Origin of the sequence: Luteimonas colneyensis, from assembly GCF_014836665.1 — a bacterium.
Lineage (GTDB): Bacteria > Pseudomonadota > Gammaproteobacteria > Xanthomonadales > Xanthomonadaceae > Luteimonas > Luteimonas colneyensis.
On the sequence record NZ_JACSQJ010000008.1, the window covers coordinates 92,952 to 119,065 of the forward strand.

Sequence of the window (26,114 nt, forward strand, 5' to 3'; positions counted from 1 at the left end):
GCGCGGGTGCCTGCGTTGCCGCGATGGCGGCTGCCGGGCCACCATGCGGTCTTTCCCGATGGATCGATCGATGGCCATGCGCGGCGGACGGCGGACGTGGGCACTCGCAGTGGGCCTCCTGGTGGTCCTTGCCCTGCTGGCCTGGGGCGTGGCGCGTTGGCGCGGGCCGGTGCTGCCGGGCTACGTGCTGCAGTCGGGGCCGATGGTGCAGCACGTCGTCGCCACCGGCCGCGCCGCGTCGCTGTCGCGGGTCCAGGTGGGCGCCGAGATCGCCGGCCTGGTGCTCGAACGCCGGGTGATGGAAGGCGACCGGGTCGAGGAGGGCGACGTGCTGGTGGTGCTGCGCGCACGCGACCTCGAGGCCCGCCGCGACGAGGCGCGCGCCGCCCTCGACGCGCTGCGCCAGGCCGAGCGCCCCGATGCCGAGGCGCGGCTCGCGCAGGCGCGCGCCAGCCGCGCCCAGGCCGAGCGCGAACTCGCGCGCCGACGCGACCTGGGCCGCGAGCAGCTGGTGTCGCGCGAAAGCGTGGAGCAGGCCGCCCAGGCCGACGTCGCCGCGCGCGCGGCCGAGCGCCAGGCGCGGGTGGCGCTCGATGCGCTGGCCGGTGGCGGCGCCCTTGAGGTCCAGGCGCGCGAACGCCTGCAGGCGGCGGAGGCGGAACTGGCACGCGCGGTGGTCCGCGCCACCGTCCCGGGCACCGTGCTGGTGCGCAACGTCGAGCCCGGCGACACGGTGACCCCCGGCGACGTCATGCTCGAGATCGCGCGCGATGCACCGGGCGAGATCCTGCTGCCGCTGGACGAGAAGAACCTGGCCCGGCTCGAGGTCGGCCAGTCCGCGACCTGCATCGCCGACGCCTTCCCCGACCGGCCCTTCCAGGCCACCGTGCACCACGTCGCGCCCGGCATCGATCCGGCGCGCGGCACCGTCGACGTGCGCCTGCGCATCGAACCCGGCGTCGACTTCGTGCGGGCCGACATGACCGTGACCGCCACCATCCTCACCGGGCGCCGCGAGCAGGCCGTGGTCGTCCCCGACGACGCGCTCATCGGCAGCAGCGACGGGTCCGATCGCGCGGAGGTGTTGCGGGTGCGTGGCGGCCGCGTCGAGCGCGTTCCCGTGCGCCTCGGGCTGCGCGGGCTCGGGGCCAGCGAAGTGGTCGACGGCGTGGCGGCCGGGGACCAGCTGCTGGCCGCCGGCGCGCTGGAGCCCGCCGCGATCCCCGCCGACGGCAGTCGGGCGCGCGTCGACAGCCAGCCCATGCCGGCGGCCTCCGGCAGCGACACCCGCGGCGAGCTGCCGGTCCAGTTCGACTGAGCCGTGTGGATCGAGTCCACCATCGCGATGCGATTCCTGCGCCATGGACGTGCGCAGACTCTGCTGATCCTGTTCGGGATCGCCGTGGGCGTCTCGGTGATCGTCTTCGTCACCGCGCTGATCGCCGGCCTGCAGGCCAACATCATCGACCGCACGCTGGGCACGCAGGCGCACGTCCGCGTGGAGGCGCCGCGCGAGGCCAACCGCATCGCGCCCGTACCGGTCGGAACCCTGCAGCTGGTGCTCGAGGACCCGCGTCCGCAGGCGCTGCGGCCCATCGACAACTGGCTGCAGGTGCGCGACGTGCTCGACCGCCTGCCGGGCGTGGCCGCCGTGTCGCCGGTCGTCTCGGGACCGGCCTTCGGGCGCCGCGGCAGCGCGGCGGAATCGGTCGCGCTGGTCGGCGTGGACATACCGCGCTACCTGCGCGTGATCCCGCTCGACGAGCACATCGTCGAAGGTCGGCTGGAGGTTGGCTCGAGCAACGCGGTGGTCGGCAGCAAGCTGGCCGAGGACCTCGGCCTGCGCCTGGGCGGCAAGCTGCGGCTGGACGCGGGCGAGGGACGCGAAGCGATCGTCAACGTCGCCGGCATCTTCGAGCTCGGCGTGCGCGAGCTCGACGCCCGCTATGTCTACCTCGACCTGAAGCAGGCGCAGTCGCTGCTCGCCCTGCCGGGGGGCGTGACCGTGATCGACATGACCGTGCAGGACCTGTTCGGCGCCGACCGGGTCGCCGCGCGCGTGGCCGGCCTCACCGGCCTGAAGGCCGAGAGCTGGATGGACAGCAACGCGCAGCTGATGAACGCGCTGACCTCGCAAAGCATGTCCACGCGGATGATCAGCGTGTTCGTCGCGCTGTCGGTGGCGCTGGGCATCGCCAGCGTGCTCGCGGTGAGCGTGGCGCAGCGCACGCGCGAGATCGGCATCCTGCGCGCGATGGGCACCCGGCGCCGGCAGATGCTGCTGGTCTTCCTGATCCAGGGCGCGGTGCTGGGCCTGGCCGGTGCGCTGCTGGGCGCGCTGGCCGGCTGGGGCCTGGTGTGGGCCTTCAACAACCTGGGCCCCGGGCTGTTCGAGATCCCGATGCCGCCGGCGCTGGTGCCGGCGGCGATGGCGCTGGCCACGCTGTCGGGCGTCGGTGCGGCGCTGGTGCCGGCGTCGCGCGCCTCGCGCCTCGATCCGGTGGAGGCGATCCGTGGCTGAGACGGACGAAGTCCTGCGCCTCGACGGGCTGCGCAAGTCCTACAACATCGGCCGGCCCAACGAAGTCGAGGTGCTGCATGGCATCGACCTGCGCCTGGACCGCGCCGACTTCGCGGCGCTGGTCGGACCGTCGGGGTCGGGCAAGAGCACCCTGCTCAACCTGATCGGGCTGCTGGATTCGCCCACCGCCGGCGAGCTGCACCTGCGCGGCACGCCCACCCGCGCGATGGATGACGAAGGCCGCACGGCGCTGCGTGGCCGGCACATCGGGTTCGTCTTCCAGTTCCACCACCTGATCGGCGCGTTCACCGCGCTCGAGAACGTGCTCATGCCGTGGATGGTGGCGAACGGCCGACCGACGCCGGAGATCCTCGACACCGCGCGCGGCTTGCTGGCCGAGGTCGGGCTGGAGGCGTTCACCGACCGGCGCCCGGACCAGCTGTCCGGGGGCCAGCAGCAGCGCGTGGCGATCGCGCGCGCGCTGGTCACGAAGCCGTCGCTGCTGCTGGCCGACGAGCCCACCGGCAACCTGGACACCAAGACAGCGGCCGAAGTGTTCGCCCTGCTGCGCCGGTTCAACGAACAGTTCGGCTGCGCCGTGCTGGTGGTGACCCACGATCCGCGGCTGTCGGCGAGCTGCGACCGCACCATCACCCTGGTCGACGGCGACGTGGTGTCCGACGAGCGCAACGACGCACGGGGCGGGGCGGGATCGGCAACCTGATCCAGGCCCCTGCGTGCAGAGGTCACGGTTTGCACGCGCGGAGGAGGGATGACACAGTGTTCTGGCGGCGGAACAGCCTGAAAGCCTTCCGGGGAGCATCGAATGAACGCGACAAGCCTGATGACAGCCGTACGCTGGGTGGGATCGTTCGTCCTTCTGCTGATGGCGGTCGCCGTGGTCTACGCGGCCTATACCGCGATTTCCTACTGGCCCTCGATCGCCGTCTGAGGAAGGTCACATGAACAAGCGGCAGTCCCGGATCTTCGCCATCGTCGCAACAGGCCTCGCCGCCGTGGCATTCCTCGGCCTGACCTGGTACAGCCATGCGCGCTTCGGCGAGCTGACCAACGCGCAAGACATCACGCCGGAAGTCACCCACGGCAAGGATGTCTGGCACAAGTACAACTGCATCAACTGCCACACCCTGTTCGGCGAGGGTGCCTACTACGCGCCCGACCTGACCAAGATCGCGCAGCACCGCGGCGAAGCCTACCTCAAGGCCTACATGCGCGACCCGTCGCAGTTCTACGACGAGCAGCGCCACCGTCGGCTGATGCCGACGCAGAACCTCAGCGAGGTCGAGATCGAGAACCTGGTCAAGTTCCTCGACTGGGTGTCGAAGGTCGACAACCAGGGCTGGCCGCCGCGGCCGATCCTGGTGTCCGGCGGAGCCGCGGTCGTCGCGGCGCAGGGCACCGAGGCCGGGGCCGCGGAAGCCCGTGCGGTCAGGCCCGTGCGCGCCGACAGTGATCCGCGCGCCATCGGCGAGAACCTGTTCGGCACGGCGGTGCCCGTCTGCACCGCCTGCCACTCGCTGCAACCCGGCGTGCAGCTGGCCGGCCCGTCGATGGCCGGCATGGCCGAGCGCGCGGCGCAGACGATCGCCTCCACGGACTACACCGGCAGCGCGACCGACGTCGAGGGCTACATCCGCGAGTCGATCGTCAACCCGAGCGCACACCTGGTGCCGGGCGCCATGTTCTCGGCGGAGGGCACCTCGTTCATGCCCAACACCTACGCGGAAAGCCTGACCGCGGAGCAGGTCGACCAGCTCGTGGCCTTCCTTGGATCGATGAAATAAGACTGGCGGGCGTCCTGCGCCGGCACCGGGAGATCATCCATGCGTTACAAGTCCCAATCAGTGGCCTACTGGTACTTCGCGGTGGCGATGGTGCTGTTCGGGCTGCAGATCGTGTTCGGGCTGCTGTCGGCCGCAAAGTACCTGGGCCCGGACCCGCTCCTGTACATCCTGCCGTTCGACGTCACCAAGACGATCCACACCAACCTGCTGATCGTGTGGGTGCTGACGGGCTTCATGGGCGCGACCTACTGGATGGTGCCGGACGAGTCGCGCACCGAGCTGCACAGCACGAAGCTGGCCTACTGGCAGCTGGGACTTTGGACGCTGATGGGCGTGACCGCGGTCATCGGCTACCTGTTCCGATACGGCACCGGCAACAAGCTGCTCGAGCAGCCGCTGCCGCACAAGCTCGTCATCGTCATCTGCATGCTGATGTTCCTCTACAACATCGGCATGACCATCAGGAAGTCCGGGCGGTTCACGACCACCGAGGGCGTGCTGCTGGGCGGGCTTGCGCTGTCGGCGATCCTGTACATCCCGGCGCTGCTGCACTACGAGAACTACACGGTCTCCATCTTCTACCGCTGGTGGACGATCCACCTGTGGGTCGAGGGCGTGTGGATGATGATCATGGCCGGCTTCCTCGCCTACCTGCTGATCCGCCTGTCCGGCATCGATCGCGAGGTGATGGAGAAGTGGCTGTACGTGATCGTGGGCCTGGTGTTCTTCGCCGGCATCCTCGGCACCGCGCATCACTACTACTGGGTGGGCGTGCCGCATATCTGGCTGCCGATCGGCGGCTTCTTCAGCGCGCTGGAGCCGCTGGCGCTGGCCGCGATGGCGATCTACGCCTATGCGGCGATGCGCCGCGGGGGGGTGAAACATCCCAACTCGCTGGCCCTGCACTGGACCATCGGCAGCGCGATCTTCGCGCTGTTCGGCGCCGGCCTGCTCGGCCTGGCGCACACCTGGCCCAGCGTCAACAAGTGGACGCACGGCACGCTGATCACCGCGATGCATGCGCATTCGGCGTTCTATGGCGCCTACGCGATGATCGTCATGGCGATGATCACCTATGCGCTCCCGGGCCTGACCAACAGGCCGCAGGACAGGTATTCGCCGCTGGGTTACTGGGCATTCTGGCTGCAGGTGTCGGGCATGTTCGGGATGACGCTGTCCTTCGGCACCGCGGGCATCGCACAGGTGTACCTGGAGCGGATCATGGGCATGGGCTATCTGGATGCCCAGCTCAAGGTCCAGGTGCATTTCCTGATGCTGATCCTGACCGCGACGATCTTCGCCACGGGCGTGGCCATGTTCATCTACGACTTCTTCCGCTACCGGCCGCGCTTCGACGTGGTCGCGGACGATGGCGACGCCGGGCTGCAGGTCGCACAGGAACGCTGACCGGTGCTCGAGCATGCAGGGCCGGCCGGTGCCGGCCCGTACTACCTGCCCACCGGCAACGAGGTCGGCATCGTCGAGCAGTGTCACGCCGGGGGATTGGCGGTGATGCTCAAGGGCCCGACCGGCTGCGGCAAGACCCGCTTCGTCGAGCACATGGCCTGGCGCCTCGGGCGCCCGCTGATCACCGTGTCCTGCCACGACGACCTGACCGCGAGCGACCTGATCGGCCGCTTCCTGATCCGCCACGACGACACCGTGTGGCAGGACGGCCCGCTGACCCGGGCGGTGCGCGAGGGCGCGATCTGCTACCTCGACGAAGTGGTCGAGGCGCGACAGGACACCATCGTCGTCCTGCATCCGCTCACCGACTACCGCCGCATCCTGCCGATCGATCGCACCGGCGAAACCCTGGAAGCGGCGCCGGGCTTCCAGCTGGTGATCTCGTACAACCCCGGCTACCAGCGCATGCTCAAGGACCTCAAGCCGAGTACGCGCCAGCGCTTCGTCGCCATCGAACTGGGCTTTCCGGAGGCACCTGCGGAAGCCGCGATCGTCAGCAACGAAAGCGGCGTGGAGGGCGGCACGGCGATGGCGCTGGTCGAGCTGGCTGGCCGACTGCGCTCGCTGCGCGACCGCGGACTGGCGGAAGTGCCGAGTACGCGGCTCCTCATCGCCGCCGGGCGCCTGATCGCCAGTGGCATCGGCCTGCGCGAGGCCTGCAACGCCGCCGTGGTCGCGCCGCTCAGCGACGACCCGACCCTGCTCGGCGCGATGCGCGAACTCGTCGATGCGATGTTCCCCTAGGCGGTAGTCGACGTGGCCGAAGCCGAAGACCTGGTCGTCGATGTCGCGCGGCACGCCACCGTCTTCATCCGCGACACCTGGCGGCGGCATTACGCCCGCGAGCCCGACGCTCCGGTCACGCTGGCCTCGCTGCTGCGGCGGCTCGACCTCCTGGTTTCGGCGGCCTGTGGCGGCAGCATTGCGATGCGCGTGGCGCTGCCGCCGGCGCGCCCGACCGTGCTGCACCGGCTGTTCCACCGCCGCGCCTATCCGCGCCACCGCCAGGCCGTGCCGGCAACAGATGGCGCCACGATCTGGTTGCCCGGTGACGTCGGCACCTGCGACGCAGCCGAGGCCTCCGCGCTCTATCGCGCGATGGCCCTGCAGCAGGCCTTCCGCGCGCGCCGCGGTGGCGTGCAGGCGATCCTCGAGCTCGACACGCCGCTGCTGCGCGACACCGCGCTGGTGCTCGAAGCGCAGGCCGCGGAAGCGGTCGTCGCCCGCGGATTCCCCGGCCTGCTGCCGGCGCTGCGGCGGCTGCGGCGCCTGGCGCTGGCCGCTCGCCCGGCCCTGGCCGATTTCGCCCCGGCCAGGCAACTGCTGGAGCGCCTCGCCAGGGAGATTCTCGAGGGCGAGCCCGGCGACCCGGCGCCGGTCGAAGAGGTGATCCAGCGTGCCCGGGGCCTGGTAAAGGCCTGGGCCATCGACCCCACCGACGCCCGCAGCCTCGGTCCGATGCCCCTCTACCGCGACTGGTGGACGGGCGAGTTGCGTGGCGGTGGCGGCAGCGCGCGCTCCATTGACGGCAAGCCGATGGGTCACGCGGACGATGCCGACGCGGGGCCCGTGCGCAGCGCCCGCATGGAACGGCGCCCGGAAGCGCGCGAGGCCATCGAGGACGAGGACAAGGCAAGCGAGCCGGGCGTGTGGATGATCCAGCAGGATGCGCCGCACGAAGTGGCCGAGGACCCCTTCGGACTGCAGCGGCCGGTGGACCGCGACGACGAGACCAGCGCCGACGAATACGGCGACATGCTGTCCGAGCTGTCGTCCACGCGCATGGTCGCCGCCCCCGACCCGCCGCGCGAAGTGCTGCTGTCCGACGATCCGCCCGCCAGCCGCGCGCGGATGGAGTTCGACGCCCCCGAAGCCGGCGGCACCCGCTTCCGCTATCCCGAGTGGGACCACGCCAGCGCCACCTATCTCGAGCAGGGCACCACCGTGCGCCTGATGCCGCCGGCGGCGGGAAGCGCCTCCTGGGTCGATGCCACGCTGGCCCGCCACCGCTCGCATCTCGACGGCATCCGCCGGCAGTTCGAAGCCCTGCGTCCCGAGCGCGTGCGCCTGCGCCGCCAGGGCGATGGCGACGACATCGACATCGATGCCTGCGTCCAGGGCCGCGCGGACCTGCGCGCCGGGGGTTTCCTGCGCGATGGCCTGTACGAGGCGCGCCGGCCAGGCCGGCGCAGCATCGCCGTTTCGCTGCTGGTCGATGCCAGCGGCTCGACCGATGGCTTCATCGGCGGCGGCCGCCGGGTCATCGACGTCGAGCGCGAGGCCCTGCTGCTGGTCTGCGTCGCCCTGCAGGGCCTGGGCGAGCTGTTCTCGGTCATGGCCTTCTCCGGCCAGGGCCCGCACGGCGTCACCGTGCGCATGCTGAAGGACTACGACGAAACCTACGGGCACGAGGTCGCGCTGCGCATCGCCGGCCTCGAGCCCGAGAGCTACACGCGCGCCGGCGCCGCCATCCGCCATGCCACGACACTGCTGATGCGCCAGCCCGCCGAACACCGGCTGCTGCTGGTGCTCTCCGACGGCAAGCCCAACGACGCCGACCGCTACGACGGCCGGTTCGGCGTCGAGGACATGCGCCAGTCGGTGACCGAAGCGCGGCTGCAGGGCATCTTCCCGTTCTGCCTGACGGTGGACCTGCAGGCACCGGGGTATCTGCCCAAGGTGTTCGGGCCGGACAACTATGCGGTGTTGTCGGCGCCGGAGCGGCTGCCGCTGGTGCTGCTGGACTGGACGCGGCGGTTGCTGGCGCGGTGAGGGTGCCCGGGCGGCGACAAGCCTGGCATTCGCCGCGACGCGCACGCCCGGACGGCAGCGGGTGACGCGCGGGCGCGCCGGCCGCACACTGGCCAACCCCGGACTGGAGACATCCCATGCGTGGACTGGAACTGCGGTCACTGGCCACGCGCGACGGCCAGCTGCGCCTGAGCCTGGAAGACGCTACGCCTGGCGAACCCGGCCCGGATGAGCTGGTGGTGCGGGTGGAGGCCACGCCCATCAACCCGTCCGACCTCGGCCTGCTGATCGGCCCCGCCGACCTGGCGACCGCCAGGGCCGAGGGGACGCCGGAGCGGCCGGTGGTGGTGGCCGACATTCCCACGCAGCGGCTGGGCGCGATCAGGGACCGGCTGGACCAGTCGCTCGCCGTCGGCAACGAGGGCGCCGGCACCGTGGTCGCGGCGGGCGACCACGTCCGGCAATTCCTCGGGCGCAAGGTCGGCATGCTCGGCGGCGGCATGTACGCGGAGCTGCGCAGGCTGCCGGCGCGCGACTGCATCCTGCTGCCGGAGGGCGCGGACGTGGCGGACGGGGCGTCGATGTTCGTCAACCCGCTGACCTCGCTGGGCTTCACCGAGACCATGAAGGCCGAGGGCCACAGCGCGATCGTGCACACCGCTGCGGCCTCGAACCTCGGCCAGATGCTCAACCGGATCTGCATCGGGGACGGGATCGGGCTGGTCAATATCGTGCGCAGCCAGGCGCAAGCCGAGCTGCTGCACGCGATCGGCGCGCGGCACGTCGTCGACAGCACGTCACCCGGTTTCCAGGCGGAACTCACGCAGGCGATCCGCGAGACCGGCGCCACCATCGCCTTCGACGCGATCGGCGGCGGCACGCTCGCCGGGCAGATCCTGCAGGCGATGGAGGCAGCGGCCGACCGCGGCGCGGGCTACAGCCCCTACGGCTCCAACGCGCCCAAGCAGGTCTACATCTACGGCAGCCTGGACACCGGGCCGACGGTGCTCCACCGCACCTTCGGCTTCACCTGGAACGTGGGTGGCTGGCTGCTGACGCCGTTCCTGCAGAAGGCGGGACCCGCGGTCGCGGCGCGGATGCGGCAGCGCGTGGCCGACGAACTCACCACCACATTCGCCAGCCGTTACACCCGCACCATCAGCCTGCGCGACGCGCTGCAGCTCGACACCCTGCGCGATTACGAGCGCAAGGCGACGGGCGAGAAGTACCTGATCGACCCGTCGCGCTGAGGATCGGACCGGTGGCACCGGTTCGGCAGGGTGGCGGGCGCGCGGGTGCCGGGATGCGGGGGGCGCGCCGCGCGATGGTCGAGTGGTAGCGCAGCCCGTGCAACGCCCTTGCGCACGGTGTCAGCGCGGCTGCAGCTGGTCGAGCAGCATCCCGCGATGGATGCGGCGCACCTGCTCCAGCGGGTAGGGGGAATCCTTGCCCAGGATCCGCCGGCCCACCATCCACAGCAACGCCGGGGCGACCGAAAGCGAGAACAGCTCGGTCAGAGGGCTGTCGCGCAGCACCCCGCGGCGCACGCAGGCATCGACCAGCGCCTGCTCTTCGGCGCGGTACTTCTGCACGACCTGATCGTGCCAGCGCCGGACCAGGTCGGGGGCACGCGCGCTCTCGGCCAGTACCAGCCGGTACAGCTCGGCGAACACCGGGTTCTGCACCATGCTGTATATCCGGTCGAGATAGGCGTCCACCATGTCCGGCAGTGCGACCGTGCCATCGGGTTGCCAGATCGCGTCGGCGTCCAGCCTGGCGTTGAGCAGCACTTGGCCAAGGAGCGCCTCGAATATCGCGTCCTTGCCCGGGAAGCCTGGACTTGCCACAGAACCTGTCACAGGCCATTCCGGCGCTTTTCGGGGTGGGCTGGCTCGGGCCCTTCAACAGTGAGCCCAGTCCGACTGTGACTGTCGACCTGTCACAGAAAAGCCCGCATCGAGGGCGGGCTTTCATCGGCTAATGCATTGATTTCATTCGGAAATCTGGTGGCTATGGGTGGAATCGAACCACCGACCTCGGGATTATGAGTCTCGCGCTCTAACCGTCTGAGCTACATAGCCATGGGCTCTAGCGCATCGCGCTTCGAGCCCGCAATTGTCCACCAGTCCGGCCCTCGCGTCAAACCCCCGGGCGCGGCTTGTCCCTCCCGGCGGCCCGTGGCAGAGTCGGACGCAGTGACGCTGAAAGCGTCGAAAGACTCGGGAGTCCGCATCGTGATCGATCCGGACGGCTATCGCCCCAACGTGGGCATCGTGTTGATGAACCCCGACGGCCGGGTGTTCTGGGCGCGTCGCGTGCGCCGTGACGGCTGGCAGTTCCCGCAGGGCGGGATGAACTCCGACGAGACGCCGCTCGAGGCCATGTACCGGGAGCTGCGGGAGGAGACCGGGCTGACCGCCGGCCACGTCGACGTGCTGGGCGTCACGCCGGGCTGGCTGCGCTACAGGCTGCCGCCGCGGGCCGTCCGCCGCAACGACCGCCTGGTCTGCATCGGCCAGAAACAGGTCTGGTACCTGCTGCGCTTCACCGGCAACGACGCCGACCTGCGCCTGGACCTGACCGACAAGCCGGAGTTCGACCACTGGCGTTGGGTCGACTTCTGGTACCCGCTGGAGCACGTCGTCACCTTCAAGCGCGGCGTCTACGTGCGCGCGCTGCAGCACCTGGCGCCGTTCGCGCGGCAGGTCGCGGGTTCGGCCGCGGTGCCGACCATCAGCCTCGAGACCCAGCGCAGCCGTGGTCGCGCGGGGGGCGCGGGGCCGGGGGACCGTTTCCGTGGTGCGCCCCGGGTACCGGCCGGCGCCCGGCGCTCCTCGGGCGAGCCGTCCTGAATGCGGACGAATCTCGTTCAGTATTGACAATCATTCTCATGTGCGCCGACAATGCACGCGTCCCGGATTCCGCGAGCCATGCCGTGTACGTCTGTGTCTGCAATGGGGTCACCGACCATGAGATCCGCCAGGCGGCGGCTGCCGGCTGCGGCAGCATGGCCGAACTGACCATGCGCACCGGCTGCGGCGCCAGCTGCGGCAGCTGCGTGGGCACCGCGGCGGCGCTGCTGGAAGAGGAAGCCGGCACGCGCCGGGTCCTGCACGAGCTCCCCCTGGCCCACGCGGCCTGACCCGTACGCGCGAAGCAGGCCCGGCCTGCGGTCGGGATGCGGCTGCGGATGATCACGATTCCCGTTCCGGCATGGCGCCATCGCAGGCGCTAGAGTCCCCGGCATCCATTCCAGCAGGAGGCATGCCATGAAGGGCGACCCCAAGGTCATCGAGTTCCTCAACAAGGCGCTCTACAACGAGCTCACCGCGATCAACCAGTACTTCCTGCACGCCAAGATGCTGAAGAACTGGGGCATCGAGGAGCTCGCCAAGCACGAGTACGAGGAATCGATCGACGAGATGAAGCACGCCGACCGGCTGGCGGACCGCATCCTGTTCCTCGAGGGCCTGCCGAACTTCCAGGCGCTGGGCAAGCTGCGCGTCGGCGAAACGCCGCGCGAGATCCTGGAATGCGACCTGTCGCTGGAGCTGGACGGCCTTCCGCTGCTGCGCGAGGCCATCACCTACTGCGACGGCATCAAGGACTACACCAGCGGCCGCCTGTTCAAGGACATCCTCGATTCCGAGGAAGAGCACGTCGACTGGATCGAGACTCAGCTTGACCTGATCAACCGCATCGGCGAGCAGAATTACCTGCAGTCGAAGATGGGCGGCTGAGGCCGCCCCATCCATCCCCTCGCGCGCAGGTCGCTCAGGCCTGCGCTCCGGTCGCCGCGCGCAGCGCCGCGCGGGCCCTGCTGAACTCGTTGGCCACCAGCGCCACTGCCACCGCCGGGCGCTCGAGCAGGCGCTCGCGGGCGCCGAGCTCCACGCGCTTGGCCGCGGCCGACAGCGACATCGCGCCGAGGTTCGCGCTGGACGACTTCAGCGTGTGCGCGGCGTCGCGCAGCGCCTCGTAGTCCGGGCCGGTCGCGGCCTGTTCGAGCGCTGCGACCAGGCGCGGCGTGTCCGCCAGGAAGACGTCGACCAGGTGGTCGAGATCGCCGCCGAGCATGGCGCGCAGCTCATCGAGGATCTCGTGGTCGAGCACCGGTGGCAGCGGCTGCAGCGGGGCCGCGGGGACCGCACGGGCCACTGTCGGCGAAGGCGCTGGAGCCATCGCGGCCGGTACCACGGGTGCCGCCGGCACGGATGACGGCGCTGCCGGAATGGCGGCCGGCTCCGGCATCGGCTCCGGCACCGGCGGGATTTCCTCCACCACTTCGACCGGAAGGCCCTGCGCGATCGCGCGATCGAGCATGTCGCCGGTCTCGGGATCGACGTCGTAGGACTCGCGCTGCGCGGCGGCCGCGGCGGTCTCGGCGTTCCACCAGCGAGCGAGCGTGCGCTCGAGTTCGCTGCGGGTCACCGGCTTGGCGAGGTAGTCGTCCATGCCGGCGTCCAGGCACTTCTGGCGGTCGCCAGCCATGGCGTTCGCGGTCATGGCGATGATCGGCACGTGGCGGCCGTCGTCGGCGGCGGCTTCCATCTCGCGCCAGCGACGGGTGGCGGTGTAGCCGTCCATCACCGGCATCTGGCAGTCCATCAGCACGATGTCGTAGCGCGAGGCTTCCATGCGCAGCAGGGCGGCCTCGCCGTTGCTGGCGGTGTCGCAGGTGATGCCGAGCACCGACAGCAGGCGCTGGCCCACCATCAGGTTCACGGGGTTGTCCTCGACCAGCAGCACGCGCGCGGCACGCACGGGCGCCGCGGGCGAGGAAGGCATGTGGGTATGGGCCATGGCGGTGGTGTCCCCGGAGTCCGGTGTCATCGCGAAGCTCCCTCCGAGGAGGGCGGCGCGGAGATCGGCATCGGGGGCCTGCCGGCTGAGGAGCGTGACGCTGCGTTGCAGTTCGTCGGGGACCGGGTCGTCCCCGTACAGGCAGACCAGCTTGAGGTCGCCGTAGACGGCCTGGCGGCCGAGGTTGCGGTGCAGGGCCACCGCGGTGCTGCGCATGCCGGCGAGGTCCGCCAGCACGAGGGAGTAGGCCCAGGGCGCGCCCTGGTTGGCGGCCGCGCGCAGGCGGTCGAGCGCTTCCTGGGTGGTCTCCACCGAGCTCACGCGCAGGCCCCAGTTGGGCAGCAGCATGGACAGGCGCAGGCGCAGACGCGGATCGGCGCTGAGCAGGAGCAGGCGGCCGCGCGACGCGGTGCTGTCCTCGGACGTGGTCGGCATGTCTCCGGCGGCCTTCAGCAGCGGGACCTCGAACCAGAAGGTGGCGCCGTGGCCGGGCTCGGATTCCACGCCGATGCGCCCGCCCATGAGGTCGACGATGCGCTTGGAAATCGCCAGCCCGAGGCCGGTGCCGCCGTAGAGGCGGGTGGTGGAGGCGTCGGCCTGGCTGAAGGCCTGGAACAGGCGCGGCTGCGAGCCGGCGGGGATGCCGATGCCGGTGTCGCGGACCTCGAAGCGCAGCTGGTGCTGGGCGGGGGTCTCGCCGATGCGGCGCACGGACACCGACACCGAGCCGCGCTCGGTGAACTTCACCGCGTTCGAGACCAGGTTGCCCAGCACCTGGCGCAGGCGCACCGGATCGCCGCGCACGGCCAGGCGCACCGCGGGGTCGACGGTGAGGATCATGCGCAGGCCCTTGCCCTGGGCCGGGCGCTCCATCAGCTGGAGCACGCTGTCGAGCAGCTCGCGCAGGTTGAAGCCGGTGGTTTCCAGCTCGAGCCGGTCGGCCTCGAGCTTGGAGTAGTCGAGGATGTCGTCGACGATGCGCAGCATCTGCTGCGACGAGGTGTATGCGGTGCGCACCAGCTCGGCGTGGTCGGCCGCGAGGCGCGCGTGCATCAGCAGGTCGAGCATCGGCACGATGCCGTTGAGCGGGGTACGGATCTCGTGGCTCATGGTGGCCAGGAACTCGCCCTTGGCCATCACCGCCGATTCCGCCGCCTGCTTGGCCTGGCGCAGCTGCGCCTCGAGCTGGGTGTGTTGCTCGATCTGCGCCTGCAGCTGCGCCATGACCGCTTCGTCGCGGCGCGCTCGCTCGTCGGCTTCGTCCATCTGCTGTTCGCGCTGGTGCAGGCCCACGTGCAGCGCGATCACCGAGAACAGGGCCAGCAGCACCAGCACCAGCGCCGCGTGCTGCCACGGTCCCTCCAGTCCGATCACGTCCAGCACCAGCGTCAGCGCGGCGCCGGCCGCGGCACCGAGTGCGAGCCAGCGCATCATGAGGGCCGTGGGGCGTCCGCGTGTCAGCATGTCAGAGCACCGAGTGGTGGAAGTCGAAGTCCATTTCGCCCGCGACGTGCTGCACCAGGTTGCCCTGGATGAAGTCGACGCCGCTCATCCACAGCGTGGCGGCGGCCTGCGGGTCCTCCACCTGCTGGCCGATGACGCACAGGCCCAGGCGGTGCGCCCGATCGATGGCCTGGCGCATCTCGTCGCGCACGGCCGGGTCGTCGAGCTTCTGCGAGTAGCGCGGCGACAGGCGCACGAAGCCCAGCGGGAGCTGGCCCAGCAGGGCGTCGGCCTCGCGCCCCGACTGGTATTGCCCCAGGCAGAGCTGCACGCCCGCAGGCACCATCGCGTCGCAGAACTCGCGCAGCGCCAGCGCGTGGATCAGCGCCTCGTCCTGGCGGACGTCGATCACGATTCGGCTGCCCTCCACGCCATAGGCGGAGAGCATCCCGAGCACGTGTTCGGCGTGGCCATCGCGGGCCAGGCTGCGCGCCGACTGCGAGACGAACAGCCGCACCGGCTTGCCCGCGTCGGCGCGTTCGTGCAGCACGGTGACGGCCAGCTCGAGCACGCGCAGGTCGATGTCGTGCATCAGGTCGGCGGCGTCGGCGGCAGCAAGGAAGTCACCGGCGGCCAGCAGGCTGCCGTCGGCCTGGCGCATCCGCAGCAGGGTCTGGAACTGGGCCTCCTCGCCGCCGGCCACGGCCACCACGGGCTGGAAGCTGAGCTGGAATCGGTTGTCGGCCAGGGCCTGGCGCACGGCCTCGGCCATGGCCTGGTCGTGGTCGCGCTGGCGCGGCGGCTGGTAGCCGGCGACGCCCGTCGGCTGGGTGCGCGCCTCGCGCAGCGCGCGTTCGGCCGCGCCCAGCGCGCTGCTGGCGTCGCCGTAACCGTGGGACAGCGAGGTGTAGCCGACGAAGGCGCGCAGGCGCACGGTTTCGTCGTTGATCCCGAAGCCTTCGCGGCCGAGCGCGTCGCGCAGCGAACGCGCGCTTTCCGGCAGCCGGTCGGACTCGAGTCCGGCGGCATGGACCAGGTAGATGCTGTCGCTCAGGCGCGATACCGCGTGACCGGCGGCCGCCTGGCCGACGCGCGCGGCCGCCTCGGTGAGCAGCTGCTCCAGGCCGGTGTAGCCGTAGCGGTCGCGCAGGGCACCGATCCCGGCGACCTCGACCATGAACAGCGCGCCCTTGCCGTCGCCGGGGATCATCGCGTTCAGGCGCTGCAGCATGTGCGAACGCGTGAACAGGCCGGTGACCGGGTGCACGCCGCCGCCGCTGCGCTCGCGGGCGAGTACGCGGGCTCGGCGCACGCGGCTCTGCACCGCGGCGATCAGGTGGCGCGGACGCACCGGCTTGGTCAGGAAATCGTCGGCGCCGGTCTCGAGGGCCTCGAACTGGCGCTCGGGGTCCGGGTCGCCGGTGAGGAACACGATCGGCACGTGGCCGTGGGCCTCGTGGGCGCGGATCAGGTGGGTCAGCTCGACGCCATCCATGCCCGGCATGTGCAGGTCCATCAGCACCAGGTCCGGGTGGAAGGCTTCCAGCGATGCCATGACCTCGCTGGCCACGGACACGACGGCGGCCTCCATGCCCGCACCGCACAGCACGCTTTCGGCGAACAGCGCCTGGCTCAGGTCGTCCTCGACCACCAGCACGCGGTAGGCGGCCTCGGTCGAGCCATCGGCGGCCACCGGCGGCGTGACCGCGGGCGGTGGCGGCTCGGTGGCGGGGGCATCCCTGCGCAGGGGCTCGGGCGGGCCGGCGTCGGCGCTCCAGCGCCGCCAGTAGCGGGCCGGCGGGAACTCGGCGCGCACGGGACGGCTTGGCGCCGGCGTGGCCGGGCCCATGTCCGCTGCGGTCCGTGTTCCGGGGGCTGCGCTCACTGCGGGACTTCTCCGTCGGGCCATTCCGGAAGCGCGGCACGCCCGCCGTCCCCCGAACGGACAAGCCTACAAGAAACCGCGGGGGGATCGGGCGATACCGGTGTCCGCAGGCTGCTCAACGCACCGGCTGTGCCGGCCGCTGCCGTCGGAACAGGCGTCGCCACACCCACCACAGCGCCAGGGCCAGCAGCAGGCTGAGGGCCAGCGCGATCCCCAGCGCGAGCAGCGGGTTGGCCAAGGCCAGCGCCAGCAGCCCGACGGTCGCGACGTCTTCGGTGGCCGAGGCGCCCCAATTGCTCAACGGCTCCGGCGAGGCGTTGATCAGCACCCGGCTGGCCGCCTTGAGGGCGTGGCTGCCCAGCGCCACGCCGGCCCCGGTCGCCAGCATGCCCGCCGAAAGGTCGCCGTCGGGCGACAGCGCCGCTGCGGCGAGGAAGGCGCCCGCGGGCACCCGCGCAAGGGTCTGCAGCAGGTCCCAGCCGGAATCGACGCCGGGGATCTTGTCGGTGAAGAACTCGACCAGGGCCAGCACGCCCGAAATGCCGATCACCCATGGCGACGCGGTGACCTCGAGCGCTGTCGGCAGCTCCAGCCAGCCCAGGGCGCCGGCCAGGCCGACGCCGAAGACGGTGAGGTAGACGCGGATGCCCGCCAGCCAGGCCAGCAGCACGCCCGCGGCGAAGAGGTGGGCTTCCGACATGGCCACGCTCCGGGCGACTGGACTGGCGCGGAGTATAGGCACGCGCGCGTTGTCCCGGCGCTCAGGATCCGGGGTTAACATGCCGGGATGCCCGACTCGCCGCCTCCCGAGCATCCCCACCCGCGCGCGCACCTGGCGCTGATGGCCGTGCTGGCCGGCTGCCTGCTGTTCGGCATCTGGGGGGCGTGGACGGTCGCCAGCGGTGCCGGCGGCGACGGCGACGGGCCGCTCCGCGAGGAGGTCGACGGCCTGCGCCAGGACGTCGCCACGCTGACGCGTTCCGACCAGGTCAGCCGCGAAGCCAACCGCGACCTGCAGCTGATGCTGGCCGAGCGCGACGAGGAGATTTCCGCGCTGCGCGCCGACGTCGCCTTCTACGAGCGCCTGGTCGGCAGCACCAGCCAGCGCCGCGGCCTGACCGTGCACGGCCTGCGCCTGCAGTCGCAGGGCGAAGGCGCATGGCACTTCACCGCCACGCTGACGCAGACCCTGAACCGCGCCGCGGTGAGCAGCGGCACGCTGACCGTCGAGGTCGAGGGTTCGCGCAACGACAGCCTCGAGCGCCTCGCCTGGGCCGACCTGCGGCAAAGCGGCGACGCGCCGGGCGTCGACTACTCGTTCAAGTACTTCCAGCAGGTCGAAGGCGACCTGATCCTGCCCGAAGGCTTCAAGCCGCTGCGCGTGATCGTGACGCTGACGCCGCCGCGCGGGCAGGCGGTGGAGGAGTCGTTCACCTGGGCCGAGGCCACGGCGGCGACGCCCCGTTCCGCCCCGGACGCTTGAAGCCCGCCGCGGCACCCTCCATCCTTGGTGGCATGAGCACGACCATCGATCTGTCCGCGCCGGGCTACCAGAGCCTGGATCGTCCGCTGGAGTTCACCACCGCGGCGGCCGCCAAGGTGCGCGAACTGATCGCCGACGAGGGCAACGACGCCCTCAAGCTGCGCGTCTACATCCAGGGCGGCGGCTGTTCCGGCTTCCAGTACGGCTTCGAGTTCGACGAGGAGCAGGGCGAGGACGACCTCGCCGTCGCGACCGACGGCGTCACGCTGCTGGTCGACCCGCTCAGCCTGCAGTACCTGATGGGCGCCTCGGTCGATTACGTCGAAAGCCTGCACGGCGCGCAGTTCACCATCCGCAATCCGAACGCGAAGTCGACCTGCGGCTGCGGCAGCAGCTTCACCACATGAGTCCGCGGCGCGCGGCGCCGTACGCCTTCGTCGAAGCGGCGCTGGATCGCGCCGAGAACCTGCGCGACGACGCCGCGGCGCTCGAGCGCCTGTGGGCGGCCGGCCGCGCGCTGGTACTCGACGCCGAGGGATGCGCCTGGGCGGACGGGAACGGCGCGCTCCTGGCGCCGCCGGCGGCGGGGCTGGCCGCCGGCCCGGGCGATGCACTGTTCCTGGGCCTGCGCGGGGACGAGGGCTGGTTCGCGATGCGCGAGGGCGACCTGGCCGTCGACGCGACCGCGTCCGTCGCGGATGCCGGCATCGCGCATCGCGATGTGCCCGCGCGCATCGACCTGCGCAGCGCCGCGGCGGCCTGGCCCGACTTCGAGGCCACCGCCTTCGCACAGGCGCGCGCGGTGCTGCACTGGCGTGCGCGGCACCGGTTCTGCGGCGCCTGCGGCGGCGCGCTCGCGTTCCGCCGCGCCGGCTGGCTGGGCCACTGCGCCGCCTGCGATCTCGAACACTATCCGCGCACCGATCCGGCGGTGATCGTGGCGGTCAGCGACGGCGAACGCCTGTTGCTGGGGCGCGGGCCGGGATGGGCACCGCGGCGCTATTCGGTGCTGGCCGGCTTCGTCGAGCCGGGCGAATCGCTGGAGCAGACGGTGGTGCGCGAGGTCTTCGAGGAGTCCTCGGTGCGCGTGCGCGCCTGCCGCTACCTCGGATCCCAGCCCTGGCCGTTCCCCTCGTCGCTGATGCTCGGCTTCGAGGCCGAGGCCTTCCCCGACGTGCCGCACTGCCCCAGCGACGAGCTCGAGGACGCGCGCTGGTTCGGCCGCGACGAGGTCGGGGCGGCGCTTCGCGGCGAGGGCGGTCCCGACGGCCTGCTGCTGTCGCCGTCGATCTCGATCTCGCGCTGGCTGATCGAGCGCTGGCACGCCGGCGGCTGAGCGCAGCCGTGGCCGCTGCCCGCCGGCGCTAGAATCGCCCCATGTTCTCGACCCTGTTCGCGGTGGTGGTGGCCCTGGTGCTGGGGCACGTAGCGCCCGCGCTGGCGGCCGGCCTGCGCGACTACGGCTGGTTCGCGGCGCTGCTCGGCTGGCTCGGCCGGCGCTTTCCCGACGACGGCTTCCGGAGCGGCCGCTGGGGCCTGGCGCTGGCGCTGGTGCCGGTGGTGCTGGTGGTCGGCCTGGTGCAGTGGCTGCTGGACGGCATCGCCTTCGGGCTGCCGGCGCTGGCCTTCGGCGTGGCCGCGGTGTTCTATGCCTGGGGTCCGCGCGACCTCGACCTCGACGTGCAGGCGGTGATCGATGCGCCGGACGCCGCCGCCCGCGGCGAAGCCCTGGCGCGGCTGCGCCCGGCGGCCGCGGCCGGTGCCGGCCAGGCCCGCGACGAGGTCGGCCGTGTCTTCGTCGCCGCGCTGCGGCGCTGGTTCGGCGTGCTGTTCTGGTTCGTGGTGCTGGGCGCGGTCGGCGCCCTGCTGTACCGCCTGGTGGCGTTCGCGGCTGAAGACGAACCGGCGCTGCACCTGCCCGAGGGCACGCTCGAGGGCGCGCGCCGGCTGCTGGCGGTGCTGGACTGGCCGGTGGCGCAGCTGATGGCGTTGTCGCTGGCGCTGGTGGGCAACTTCGACGTGGTGGTGTCGGCCTGGAAGGGCGCCGGTGGCGCCGCGCTGCGGTCCGGCGCCGACATGCTGGCCGCGGTCGGGCGCGCGAGCGTGCGCTGGGAGCTGGACGAGGAGGCCGGGGATTTCGGCGCCCATGCCGCCGAGGCCACAGATGCCGCCGACGCCGCGCAGCCGGCGGGCGCCGTGGGCGACGCCGCCGCTGCCGCGGCGATGGCTGGCTTCGGCAGCGTGTCCGGGGATGCCGGCGCGGTGCCGGCGGGCGCCGGACCGGCCACCGAGGCCCTCGGCGTGCCGCTGGTGCAGGCCATGCGCGACGCCATGTCGCTGGTCTGGCGCGTGCTGCTGGCGTGGCTGGCGGTGCTGGCGCTGTTCGTGGTGGCCGGCTGGGTCAACTGACCGGATCCCAAGCCGCCTCCGGCCCCTGTAGGAGCAGCTATAGCTGCGACTACGATGCGCGGTGACGCAGGGGCGGGTCGCAGCTATAGCTGCTCCTACAGGGGCGGGCGCAAGCGGGCAGGAGCGATAGTGCTCAGGCGTGATCGCCGCGCAGGGCGCGGACGCGGCTTTCCAGCATCGCGGCGGTGGCTTCGCGGCCCGGGACTGGCGCTTCCGCCATCACCGCCACGTGCGCGCGGATCCTTCGCGGCACGCGCATGCGGCCCAGCCAGCCGCTGCCCGCGGCCGCGCTGCGCCGACTCCACATGCTGCTCCACATGTTGCGCAGGGCCATCGGCACCACCGGCACCGGGCGGCGTTCGAGGATGCGCTCGACGCCCGACCTGAAGGCCTGGATGTCGCCATCGGGCGTCAGCCGCCCCTCGGGGAAGATCAGCACCAGCTCGCCGTCGGCCAGCGCCGCGTCGATGGCGTCGAAGGCGCGCTCCATCATCGCCGCGTCCTCCTTCGGGCTGGCGATCGGGATCGCGCCGGCGGCGCGGAAGATCCAGCTCATCACCGGGATCTGGAAGATCCGGTAGTACATGACGAAGCGGATCGGCCGCGGCACGCTTGCCGCCAGCACCAGCGCGTCCATGTAGCTGACGTGGTTGCAGACCAGCAGCGCCGGGCCCTCGTCGGGCACGTGGCGCTCGATGCCGTGCAGCTCCAGCCGGTACAGCGTGCGCACCAGCAGCCAGCTGGCGAAGCGCATCGCGAACTCGGGCACGATGGTGAAGATCCAGGTCGTGACCAGCAGGTTGGCGATCGCCAGCGCCAGGAAGACCTGCGGGATGCTCCAGCCCAGCAGCTGCTGCAGCGCCAGGCCGGTCACCGCCGCGGCGACGATGAAGGCCGAGTTCTGGATGTTGAGGCCGGCGAACACGCGCGCCATTTCCTGCTTCGGCGTGCGGCTCTGGATCAGCGCGAACAGCGGCACGATGAAGAGACCGCAGGAGAAACCGATGCCGGCCAGGTCGATGGCGATGCGCCAGCCGTGCTCGCCTGCGAGGAAGCCGGCGATGTCGAGCCCGGTACGCGGCGCCAGCCCGCTGCGCGCGAAGTACAGGTCGAGCATGAAGGCGCTGATGCCCAGCGCGCCCAGCGGCACCAGGCCGATCTCGACGGTGCGCGCGGACAGCTTCTCGCACAGCAGCGAGCCGGTGCCGACGCCGACGGAGAACAGCGCGAGGCCGAAGATGTACAGCGTGGTCGAGCGTTCGGGTGCACCCAGGTGCAGTTCGGCGTAGTTGGGCAGCTGCGCGGTCAGCACCGTGCCCACGAACCAGAACCAGGACACGCCCAGGATCGCGTTGCGCACCGCCGGCGTGCGCCGGGTGAGCTTCCAGATGCGGATCGACTCCGGCACCGGGTTCCAGTTGACCTGCAGCTCCGGCGCGCCGGCGTCGACGCGCGGGATCGTGCGCGCGACCAGGTTGCCGGCGACGGCGAGCGCCACCACCGAGGCCGCCGCGGCTTCCGGTCCCCAGGCGCCCGCGACCTGGAACACCAGTCCGCCGTAGATCATGCCGGCGAGGATCGACAGCGACGTGCCCATCTCGACCAGGCCGTTGCCGCCGGTGAGTTCCTCGGGCTTGAGCACCGCCGGCAGGATCGAGTACTTCACCGGCCCGAACAGCGTGGATTGCATGCCGGTCGCGAACAGCGCCACCAGCAGCAGCGGCATGCTCGCGGTGAGGAAGCCGATCGCGGCCAGCGTCATGATCCCGATCTCCATCGTCGTGGTGATCACGATCAGGCGCTGCTTTTCCAGCTTCTCCGCGAACTGCCCCGCGATCGCCGAGAACAGGAAGTAGGGCAGGATGAACAGCGCCGGCGCGAGGTTGGTATAGAGCGTGCGCTGTCCGCTGTCGACGCCCAGGTAGAACAGCAGGCCGATGATGGCTTGGCGGTAGACGTTGTCGTTGAAGGCGCCCAGCGCCTGCACGGCGAAGTAGGGCAGGAAACGCCGCTCGCGCAGCAGCTGGAACTGTGAGTACGCCATGCCGGTCCCCGTGGATGCGTGGCGAGCCTAGCAGACGACGGTGGCCAGGCCCGCGGATGACTGGCTGCCTTCATTGCGCCTTGCGGCGGCCGGTGCTGGAATGCGCCCGTCCACCCGACGGAGCCCGTCATGCGCACCCTCATCCTGCTTGTGCTGGCCGCGATGCTCAGCGGCTGCGGCTACAACCAGATCCAGCAGAAGGACGAAGCCGTCAACGCCGGCTGGTCGGAAGTGCTCAACCAGTACAAGCGCCGCGCCGACCTGGTTCCCAACCTTGTCAACACGGTCAAGGGCTACGCGGCGCACGAGCAGCAGGTGCTGACGGCGGTGACCGAAGCCCGCGCGAAGGTCGGCTCGATGGAGGTCGATGCCGGCGATCCCGCCTCGCTCGCGCAGTTCCAGCAGGCGCAGGGCGAGCTGTCGAGTGCGCTGTCGCGGCTGATGGTGGTGGTCGAGAACTACCCCGACCTCAAGGCCGATCGCGCCTTCCTCGACCTGCAGACCCAGCTCGAGGGCACCGAGAACCGGATCGCCGTCGCGCGCGGCCGCTACATCCAGCTGGTGCAGGACTACAACACCTACGTCCGCTCGTTCCCGCAGAACCTGGTGGCGAAGATGTTCGGCTACGGGCCGCGACCCAACTTCACCGTCGACAACGAACGCGCCATCCAGGAGGCGCCGGCGGTCGACTTCGGAGCGCCGGGTGCCGCCGGCACGCGGCAGCAGCAGCCGCAGCCGCAGCCGGCCGGCTGACGAGCGGCGGTGATGCCTGCCCGCGCCAGCCTCAGGGGCCGCCGATGGCGGGCGCTGCTGCTGGCGGCCGCCTTCGCCTGCCTGGCCTCCGTCCACGCGTGGGCGCAGCAGCCGCTGGTCGCGATCCCGCCGCTGGATTCGCCGGTGGTCGACACCACCGGCACGCTCGAGCCCGCGCAGCGCGCGCAGCTGGAGCGCCAGGCGCTGGACCTGCAGCGCCGCAAGGGCAGCCAGCTGCAGGTGCTGATGGTCGCCAGCACGCAGCCCGAATCCATCGAGCAGTACGCGCAACGGGTGTTCGACGCCTGGCGGATCGGACGCGAGGGCATCGATGACGCGGTGCTCGTGCTGGTCGCCCGCGACGACCGGCGCGTGCGCATCCAGCCCGGCTACGGACTCGAGGGCGCGATCCCGGACATCACCGCCGGACGCATCATCCAGGAGTACATGGCGCCGAAGTTCCGCGCCGGCGACTACGGCGGCGGCCTGGCCGACGCGACCGCGGTGCTGGTGCGCCTGATCGACGGCGAGCCCCTGCCCGAGCCGATCGCCAGCCATCGCCGCGCCGAGCCCGCGGGCGGCGGCGGTGACTGGCTGGGCGCGCTATTCGCCGCCTTCGTCGTGGCGACGATCGTGCGCGGCGTGTTCGGGCGCGCGCCGGGTGCACTGCGCGGCCTTGCCACCGGCGGTGCCGCGGGTGGCGCCGCGTGGCTGGTCTCGGCCGCGCTGGGACTGGGTGGCATCGCCGCGGTGCTCGGCTTCCTCTACGGCCTGGCGAAGGCGCCGGGCGGCCGCTACGTCCGCCACGGCGGCTGGGGCGGGTTCGGTGGCGGCGGCTGGGGGGGCGGCGGCTTCGGCGGCGGAGGCGGCGGCTTTGGTGGCGGCGGCTGGTCCGGCGGTGGCGGCATGAGCGGGGGCGGTGGCGCCTCGGGGAGCTGGTGATGGCGGGCGTCCTGCGGCTGCTGCGGCATCTCTTCGCACCATCGGCGAGCGGCCTGTTCCCGGCCGATCGCCTGCAGCGCATCGCCGGCGCGGTGGCCGCCGGCGAACGGCGCCATCGCGGCGAAGTCTGCTTCGCGGTGGAGCCGGCGCTGCCGGCGTGGCGCGCGCTGCGCGGCCTGGATGCGCGCCAGCGCGCGCGCGAGGTCTTCGCCGAACTGGGCGTGTGGGACACCCATGCCAACAACGGCGTGCTGGTCTACCTGCTGCTGGCCGACCACCGCATCGAGATCGTTGCCGATCGTGGCCTGGATGGGCGGGTCGGCGATCCGGAGTGGGCGGCGGTCTGCCGGCTGGTGGAGTCGCACCTGCGCGCGGGGGATCCGGAAGCGGCCGCGGTGGCCGGCGTCGAGGCGGTCTCCGACCTGCTGGCGCGTCACTTCCCGCAGGCCCCCGGGGACGAGGACGAGAACGAGCTGCCCGACCTCCCGCAGCTGCTCTGAGCGCCGCGGACGACGCCGGCGTCAGCCGCGCTCGCGCGCGATCGCGCGCCAGCCGATGTCGTGGCGGTGGAACTCGCCCGGCCAGGAAATGCCCGCGACCGCGGCATAGGCCCGCTGCTGCGCCCCGGCCACGCTGTCCCCCAGCGCGCAGACGCACAGGACGCGGCCGCCGGCGGTGACGGCGTGCTCGCCCTCGATGCGGGTGCCGGCGTGGAAGACCTTGGTGTCCGCGAGGTCGGGCACGTCCATGCTGTTGATCGCGTCGCCGATGCGCGGCGTCGCCGGATAGCCTTCCGCCGCCATCACCACGCCCAGCGCCGGGCGCGGATCCCAGTCGGCCTCGACGGCGCCCAGCGTACCGTCGATGCCGGCCTCGACCAGCGTCGCGAAGTCCGAGCGCAGGCGCATCATGATCGGCTGCGTCTCGGGATCGCCGAAGCGCACGTTGAACTCGATCACCTTCGGCGCACCGTCGGCGTCGATCATGAGCCCGGCATAGAGGAAGCCGGTGAACGGCGCGCCGTCGGCGGCCATGCCGGCCACGGTGGGCTCGATCACCTCGCGCATGATCCGCGCGTGCACCTCGGGCGTGACCACGGGCGCCGGCGAGTACGCGCCCATGCCGCCGGTGTTGGGGCCGGTGTCGCCGTCGCCGACGCGCTTGTGGTCCTGGCTGGTGGCCATCGGCAGCGCGGTGCGGCCGTCGACCATGGCGATGAAGCTGGCCTCCTCGCCGTCGAGGAATTCCTCGACCACCACCCGTGCCCCGGCCTCGCCGAAGGCGTTGCCGGCGAGCATATCCTCGAGCGCCGCCTCGGCCTCGGCGAGCGTCATCGCCACCACCACGCCCTTGCCCGCGGCCAGGCCGTCGGCCTTGACCACGATCGGCGCGCCGACCGCGCGCACGTGGGCGAGCGCGGGCTCCAGTTCGGTGAACACGGCGTAATGCGCGGTCGGGATGCCGTGCCGGGCGAGGAAGTCCTTGGCGAAGGCCTTGCTGCCCTCGAGCTGCGCGGCCGCCGCGGTGGGCCCGAAGATGCGCAGGCCCGCGGCGCGGAACCGGTCGACGATGCCGGCCACCAGCGGCGCCTCGGGCCCGACCACGGTGAAGGCGATCCCGCCGTCCCGCGCGAGGGCCAGCAGGCCCTCGATGTCGGTCGCCTTCGTGGCGACGTTGCTGCACTTCGCTTCGGTCGCGGTGCCGGCGTTGCCCGGCGCGACCAGCACTTCATCGACGCGTTCCGACTGCGCCAGCTTCCACGCCAGCGCGTGCTCGCGGCCACCCGAACCAATGACCAGGATCTTCAT

General features: G+C 71.6%; 25 protein-coding genes and 1 tRNA gene. 19 read left to right on the top strand and 7 right to left on the bottom strand.

Annotated features, from left to right (window positions below):
- Positions 1–70 precede the first annotated feature (70 nt).
- The 9 genes from H9645_RS12815 (at position 71) to H9645_RS12850 (ending at position 9,794) form a co-directional block, all read left to right on the top strand.
- Complete coding sequence (locus tag H9645_RS12815; protein WP_191730069.1) at positions 71–1,318, top strand: efflux RND transporter periplasmic adaptor subunit; 1,248 nt, start codon at positions 71–73, stop codon at positions 1,316–1,318.
- Between the two features lie 3 nt (positions 1,319–1,321).
- Entirely contained in the window at positions 1,322–2,521 is a 1,200-nt protein-coding gene (locus tag H9645_RS12820) for an ABC transporter permease (protein ID WP_318240546.1), read from the top strand.
- The gene (locus tag H9645_RS12825) at positions 2,514–3,245 is read left to right on the top strand and encodes an ABC transporter ATP-binding protein (RefSeq protein ID WP_191730070.1); all 732 of its coding nucleotides are present in this window, start codon (positions 2,514–2,516) and stop codon (positions 3,243–3,245) included. Before H9645_RS12820 ends, H9645_RS12825 begins: the two co-directional genes overlap by 8 nt.
- Positions 3,246–3,347: 102 nt before the next feature.
- Positions 3,348–3,473, top strand: a complete 126-nt coding sequence (locus H9645_RS14310; RefSeq protein WP_255527401.1) for a hypothetical protein — start codon at positions 3,348–3,350, stop codon at positions 3,471–3,473.
- A 10-nt stretch (positions 3,474–3,483) separates the two neighbouring features.
- Positions 3,484–4,326, top strand: coding sequence for a c-type cytochrome (locus tag H9645_RS12830; protein WP_191730071.1), 843 nt, complete (start codon positions 3,484–3,486; stop codon positions 4,324–4,326).
- A gap of 39 nt (positions 4,327–4,365) precedes the next feature.
- Positions 4,366–5,733 (top strand): cbb3-type cytochrome c oxidase subunit I, encoded by a 1,368-nt coding sequence (locus tag H9645_RS12835; protein ID WP_191730072.1) that lies wholly within the window; start codon positions 4,366–4,368, stop codon positions 5,731–5,733.
- Between the two features lie 3 nt (positions 5,734–5,736).
- Positions 5,737–6,537, top strand: a complete 801-nt coding sequence (locus H9645_RS12840; protein WP_191730073.1) for a CbbQ/NirQ/NorQ/GpvN family protein — start codon at positions 5,737–5,739, stop codon at positions 6,535–6,537.
- Between the two features lie 12 nt (positions 6,538–6,549).
- Positions 6,550–8,565: a nitric oxide reductase activation protein NorD gene (locus H9645_RS12845; RefSeq protein ID WP_191730074.1), complete on the top strand. Its 2,016-nt coding sequence runs from the start codon at positions 6,550–6,552 to the stop codon at positions 8,563–8,565.
- Positions 8,566–8,681: 116 nt separating this feature from the next.
- Positions 8,682–9,794, top strand: a complete 1,113-nt coding sequence (locus H9645_RS12850) for a zinc-binding dehydrogenase (RefSeq protein WP_191730075.1) — start codon at positions 8,682–8,684, stop codon at positions 9,792–9,794.
- 120 nt (positions 9,795–9,914) lie between these two features.
- Here the strand turns inward: H9645_RS12850 and H9645_RS12855 are convergent, their stop codons facing one another.
- Together H9645_RS12855 and H9645_RS12860 are read right to left on the bottom strand one after the other, a co-directional pair.
- Positions 9,915–10,391 (bottom strand): TetR/AcrR family transcriptional regulator C-terminal domain-containing protein, encoded by a 477-nt coding sequence (locus H9645_RS12855; protein ID WP_191730076.1) that lies wholly within the window; start codon positions 10,389–10,391, stop codon positions 9,915–9,917.
- Positions 10,392–10,548: 157 nt separating this feature from the next.
- Positions 10,549–10,625 (bottom strand) — tRNA-Met (locus H9645_RS12860).
- Positions 10,626–10,778: 153 nt separating this feature from the next.
- On the opposite strand from H9645_RS12860, the gene H9645_RS12865 reads away from it, so the two are divergent.
- The 3 genes from H9645_RS12865 (at position 10,779) to bfr (ending at position 12,284) form a co-directional block, all read left to right on the top strand.
- A complete protein-coding gene (locus H9645_RS12865; protein ID WP_191730077.1) occupies positions 10,779–11,396 on the top strand; it encodes an RNA pyrophosphohydrolase in 618 nt (205 codons plus the stop codon).
- Between the two features lie 83 nt (positions 11,397–11,479).
- A complete protein-coding gene (locus H9645_RS12870) occupies positions 11,480–11,686 on the top strand; it encodes a (2Fe-2S)-binding protein (protein ID WP_191730078.1) in 207 nt (68 codons plus the stop codon).
- Positions 11,687–11,813: 127 nt separating this feature from the next.
- Positions 11,814–12,284, top strand: coding sequence for a bacterioferritin (gene bfr, locus H9645_RS12875; RefSeq protein ID WP_191730079.1), 471 nt, complete (start codon positions 11,814–11,816; stop codon positions 12,282–12,284).
- Positions 12,285–12,318: 34 nt separating this feature from the next.
- On the opposite strand, the gene H9645_RS12880 is transcribed toward bfr, so the two are convergent.
- The 3 genes from H9645_RS12880 to H9645_RS12890 form a co-directional block, all read right to left on the bottom strand.
- Entirely contained in the window at positions 12,319–14,811 is a 2,493-nt protein-coding gene (locus tag H9645_RS12880; protein WP_225218249.1) for a hybrid sensor histidine kinase/response regulator, read from the bottom strand.
- A gap of 1 nt (position 14,812) precedes the next feature.
- Positions 14,813–16,606 (bottom strand): EAL domain-containing response regulator, encoded by a 1,794-nt coding sequence (locus H9645_RS12885; protein ID WP_318240547.1) that lies wholly within the window; start codon positions 16,604–16,606, stop codon positions 14,813–14,815.
- 184 nt (positions 16,607–16,790) lie between these two features.
- Positions 16,791–17,375, bottom strand: a complete 585-nt coding sequence (locus tag H9645_RS12890; RefSeq protein WP_191730080.1) for a DUF4126 domain-containing protein — start codon at positions 17,373–17,375, stop codon at positions 16,791–16,793.
- Positions 17,376–17,462: 87 nt separating this feature from the next.
- On the opposite strand from H9645_RS12890, the gene H9645_RS12895 reads away from it, so the two are divergent.
- From H9645_RS12895 to H9645_RS12910, 4 genes are read left to right on the top strand one after another with little or no spacing between them, the layout of a single operon-like run.
- Entirely contained in the window at positions 17,463–18,158 is a 696-nt protein-coding gene (locus H9645_RS12895; RefSeq protein ID WP_191730081.1) for a DUF6776 family protein, read from the top strand.
- A 32-nt stretch (positions 18,159–18,190) separates the two neighbouring features.
- Positions 18,191–18,565, top strand: coding sequence for an iron-sulfur cluster insertion protein ErpA (gene erpA, locus H9645_RS12900; protein ID WP_189497711.1), 375 nt, complete (start codon positions 18,191–18,193; stop codon positions 18,563–18,565).
- A complete protein-coding gene (nudC, locus tag H9645_RS12905) occupies positions 18,562–19,494 on the top strand; it encodes an NAD(+) diphosphatase (RefSeq protein ID WP_191730082.1) in 933 nt (310 codons plus the stop codon). The genes erpA and nudC overlap by 4 nt, the downstream gene beginning before the upstream one ends.
- A gap of 41 nt (positions 19,495–19,535) precedes the next feature.
- Complete coding sequence (locus tag H9645_RS12910; protein ID WP_191730116.1) at positions 19,536–20,567, top strand: hypothetical protein; 1,032 nt, start codon at positions 19,536–19,538, stop codon at positions 20,565–20,567.
- 133 nt (positions 20,568–20,700) lie between these two features.
- On the opposite strand, the gene H9645_RS12915 is transcribed toward H9645_RS12910, so the two are convergent.
- Positions 20,701–22,611 (bottom strand): MFS transporter, encoded by a 1,911-nt coding sequence (locus tag H9645_RS12915; RefSeq protein WP_191730083.1) that lies wholly within the window; start codon positions 22,609–22,611, stop codon positions 20,701–20,703.
- A gap of 129 nt (positions 22,612–22,740) precedes the next feature.
- Here H9645_RS12915 and H9645_RS12920 point away from each other — a divergent pair, with 129 nt between their 5' ends.
- Genes H9645_RS12920 through H9645_RS12930 form a run of 3 tightly spaced genes read left to right on the top strand, consistent with a single transcriptional unit; the run spans position 22,741 to position 24,806 of the window.
- Complete coding sequence (locus tag H9645_RS12920) at positions 22,741–23,364, top strand: LemA family protein (protein ID WP_191730084.1); 624 nt, start codon at positions 22,741–22,743, stop codon at positions 23,362–23,364.
- 12 nt (positions 23,365–23,376) lie between these two features.
- Entirely contained in the window at positions 23,377–24,306 is a 930-nt protein-coding gene (locus tag H9645_RS12925) for a TPM domain-containing protein (protein WP_191730085.1), read from the top strand.
- Positions 24,307–24,317: 11 nt separating this feature from the next.
- A complete protein-coding gene (locus H9645_RS12930) occupies positions 24,318–24,806 on the top strand; it encodes a TPM domain-containing protein (RefSeq protein ID WP_191730111.1) in 489 nt (162 codons plus the stop codon).
- 21 nt (positions 24,807–24,827) lie between these two features.
- Here the strand turns inward: H9645_RS12930 and purD are convergent, their stop codons facing one another.
- Complete coding sequence (purD, locus tag H9645_RS12935) at positions 24,828–26,114, bottom strand: phosphoribosylamine--glycine ligase (RefSeq protein ID WP_191730086.1); 1,287 nt, start codon at positions 26,112–26,114, stop codon at positions 24,828–24,830.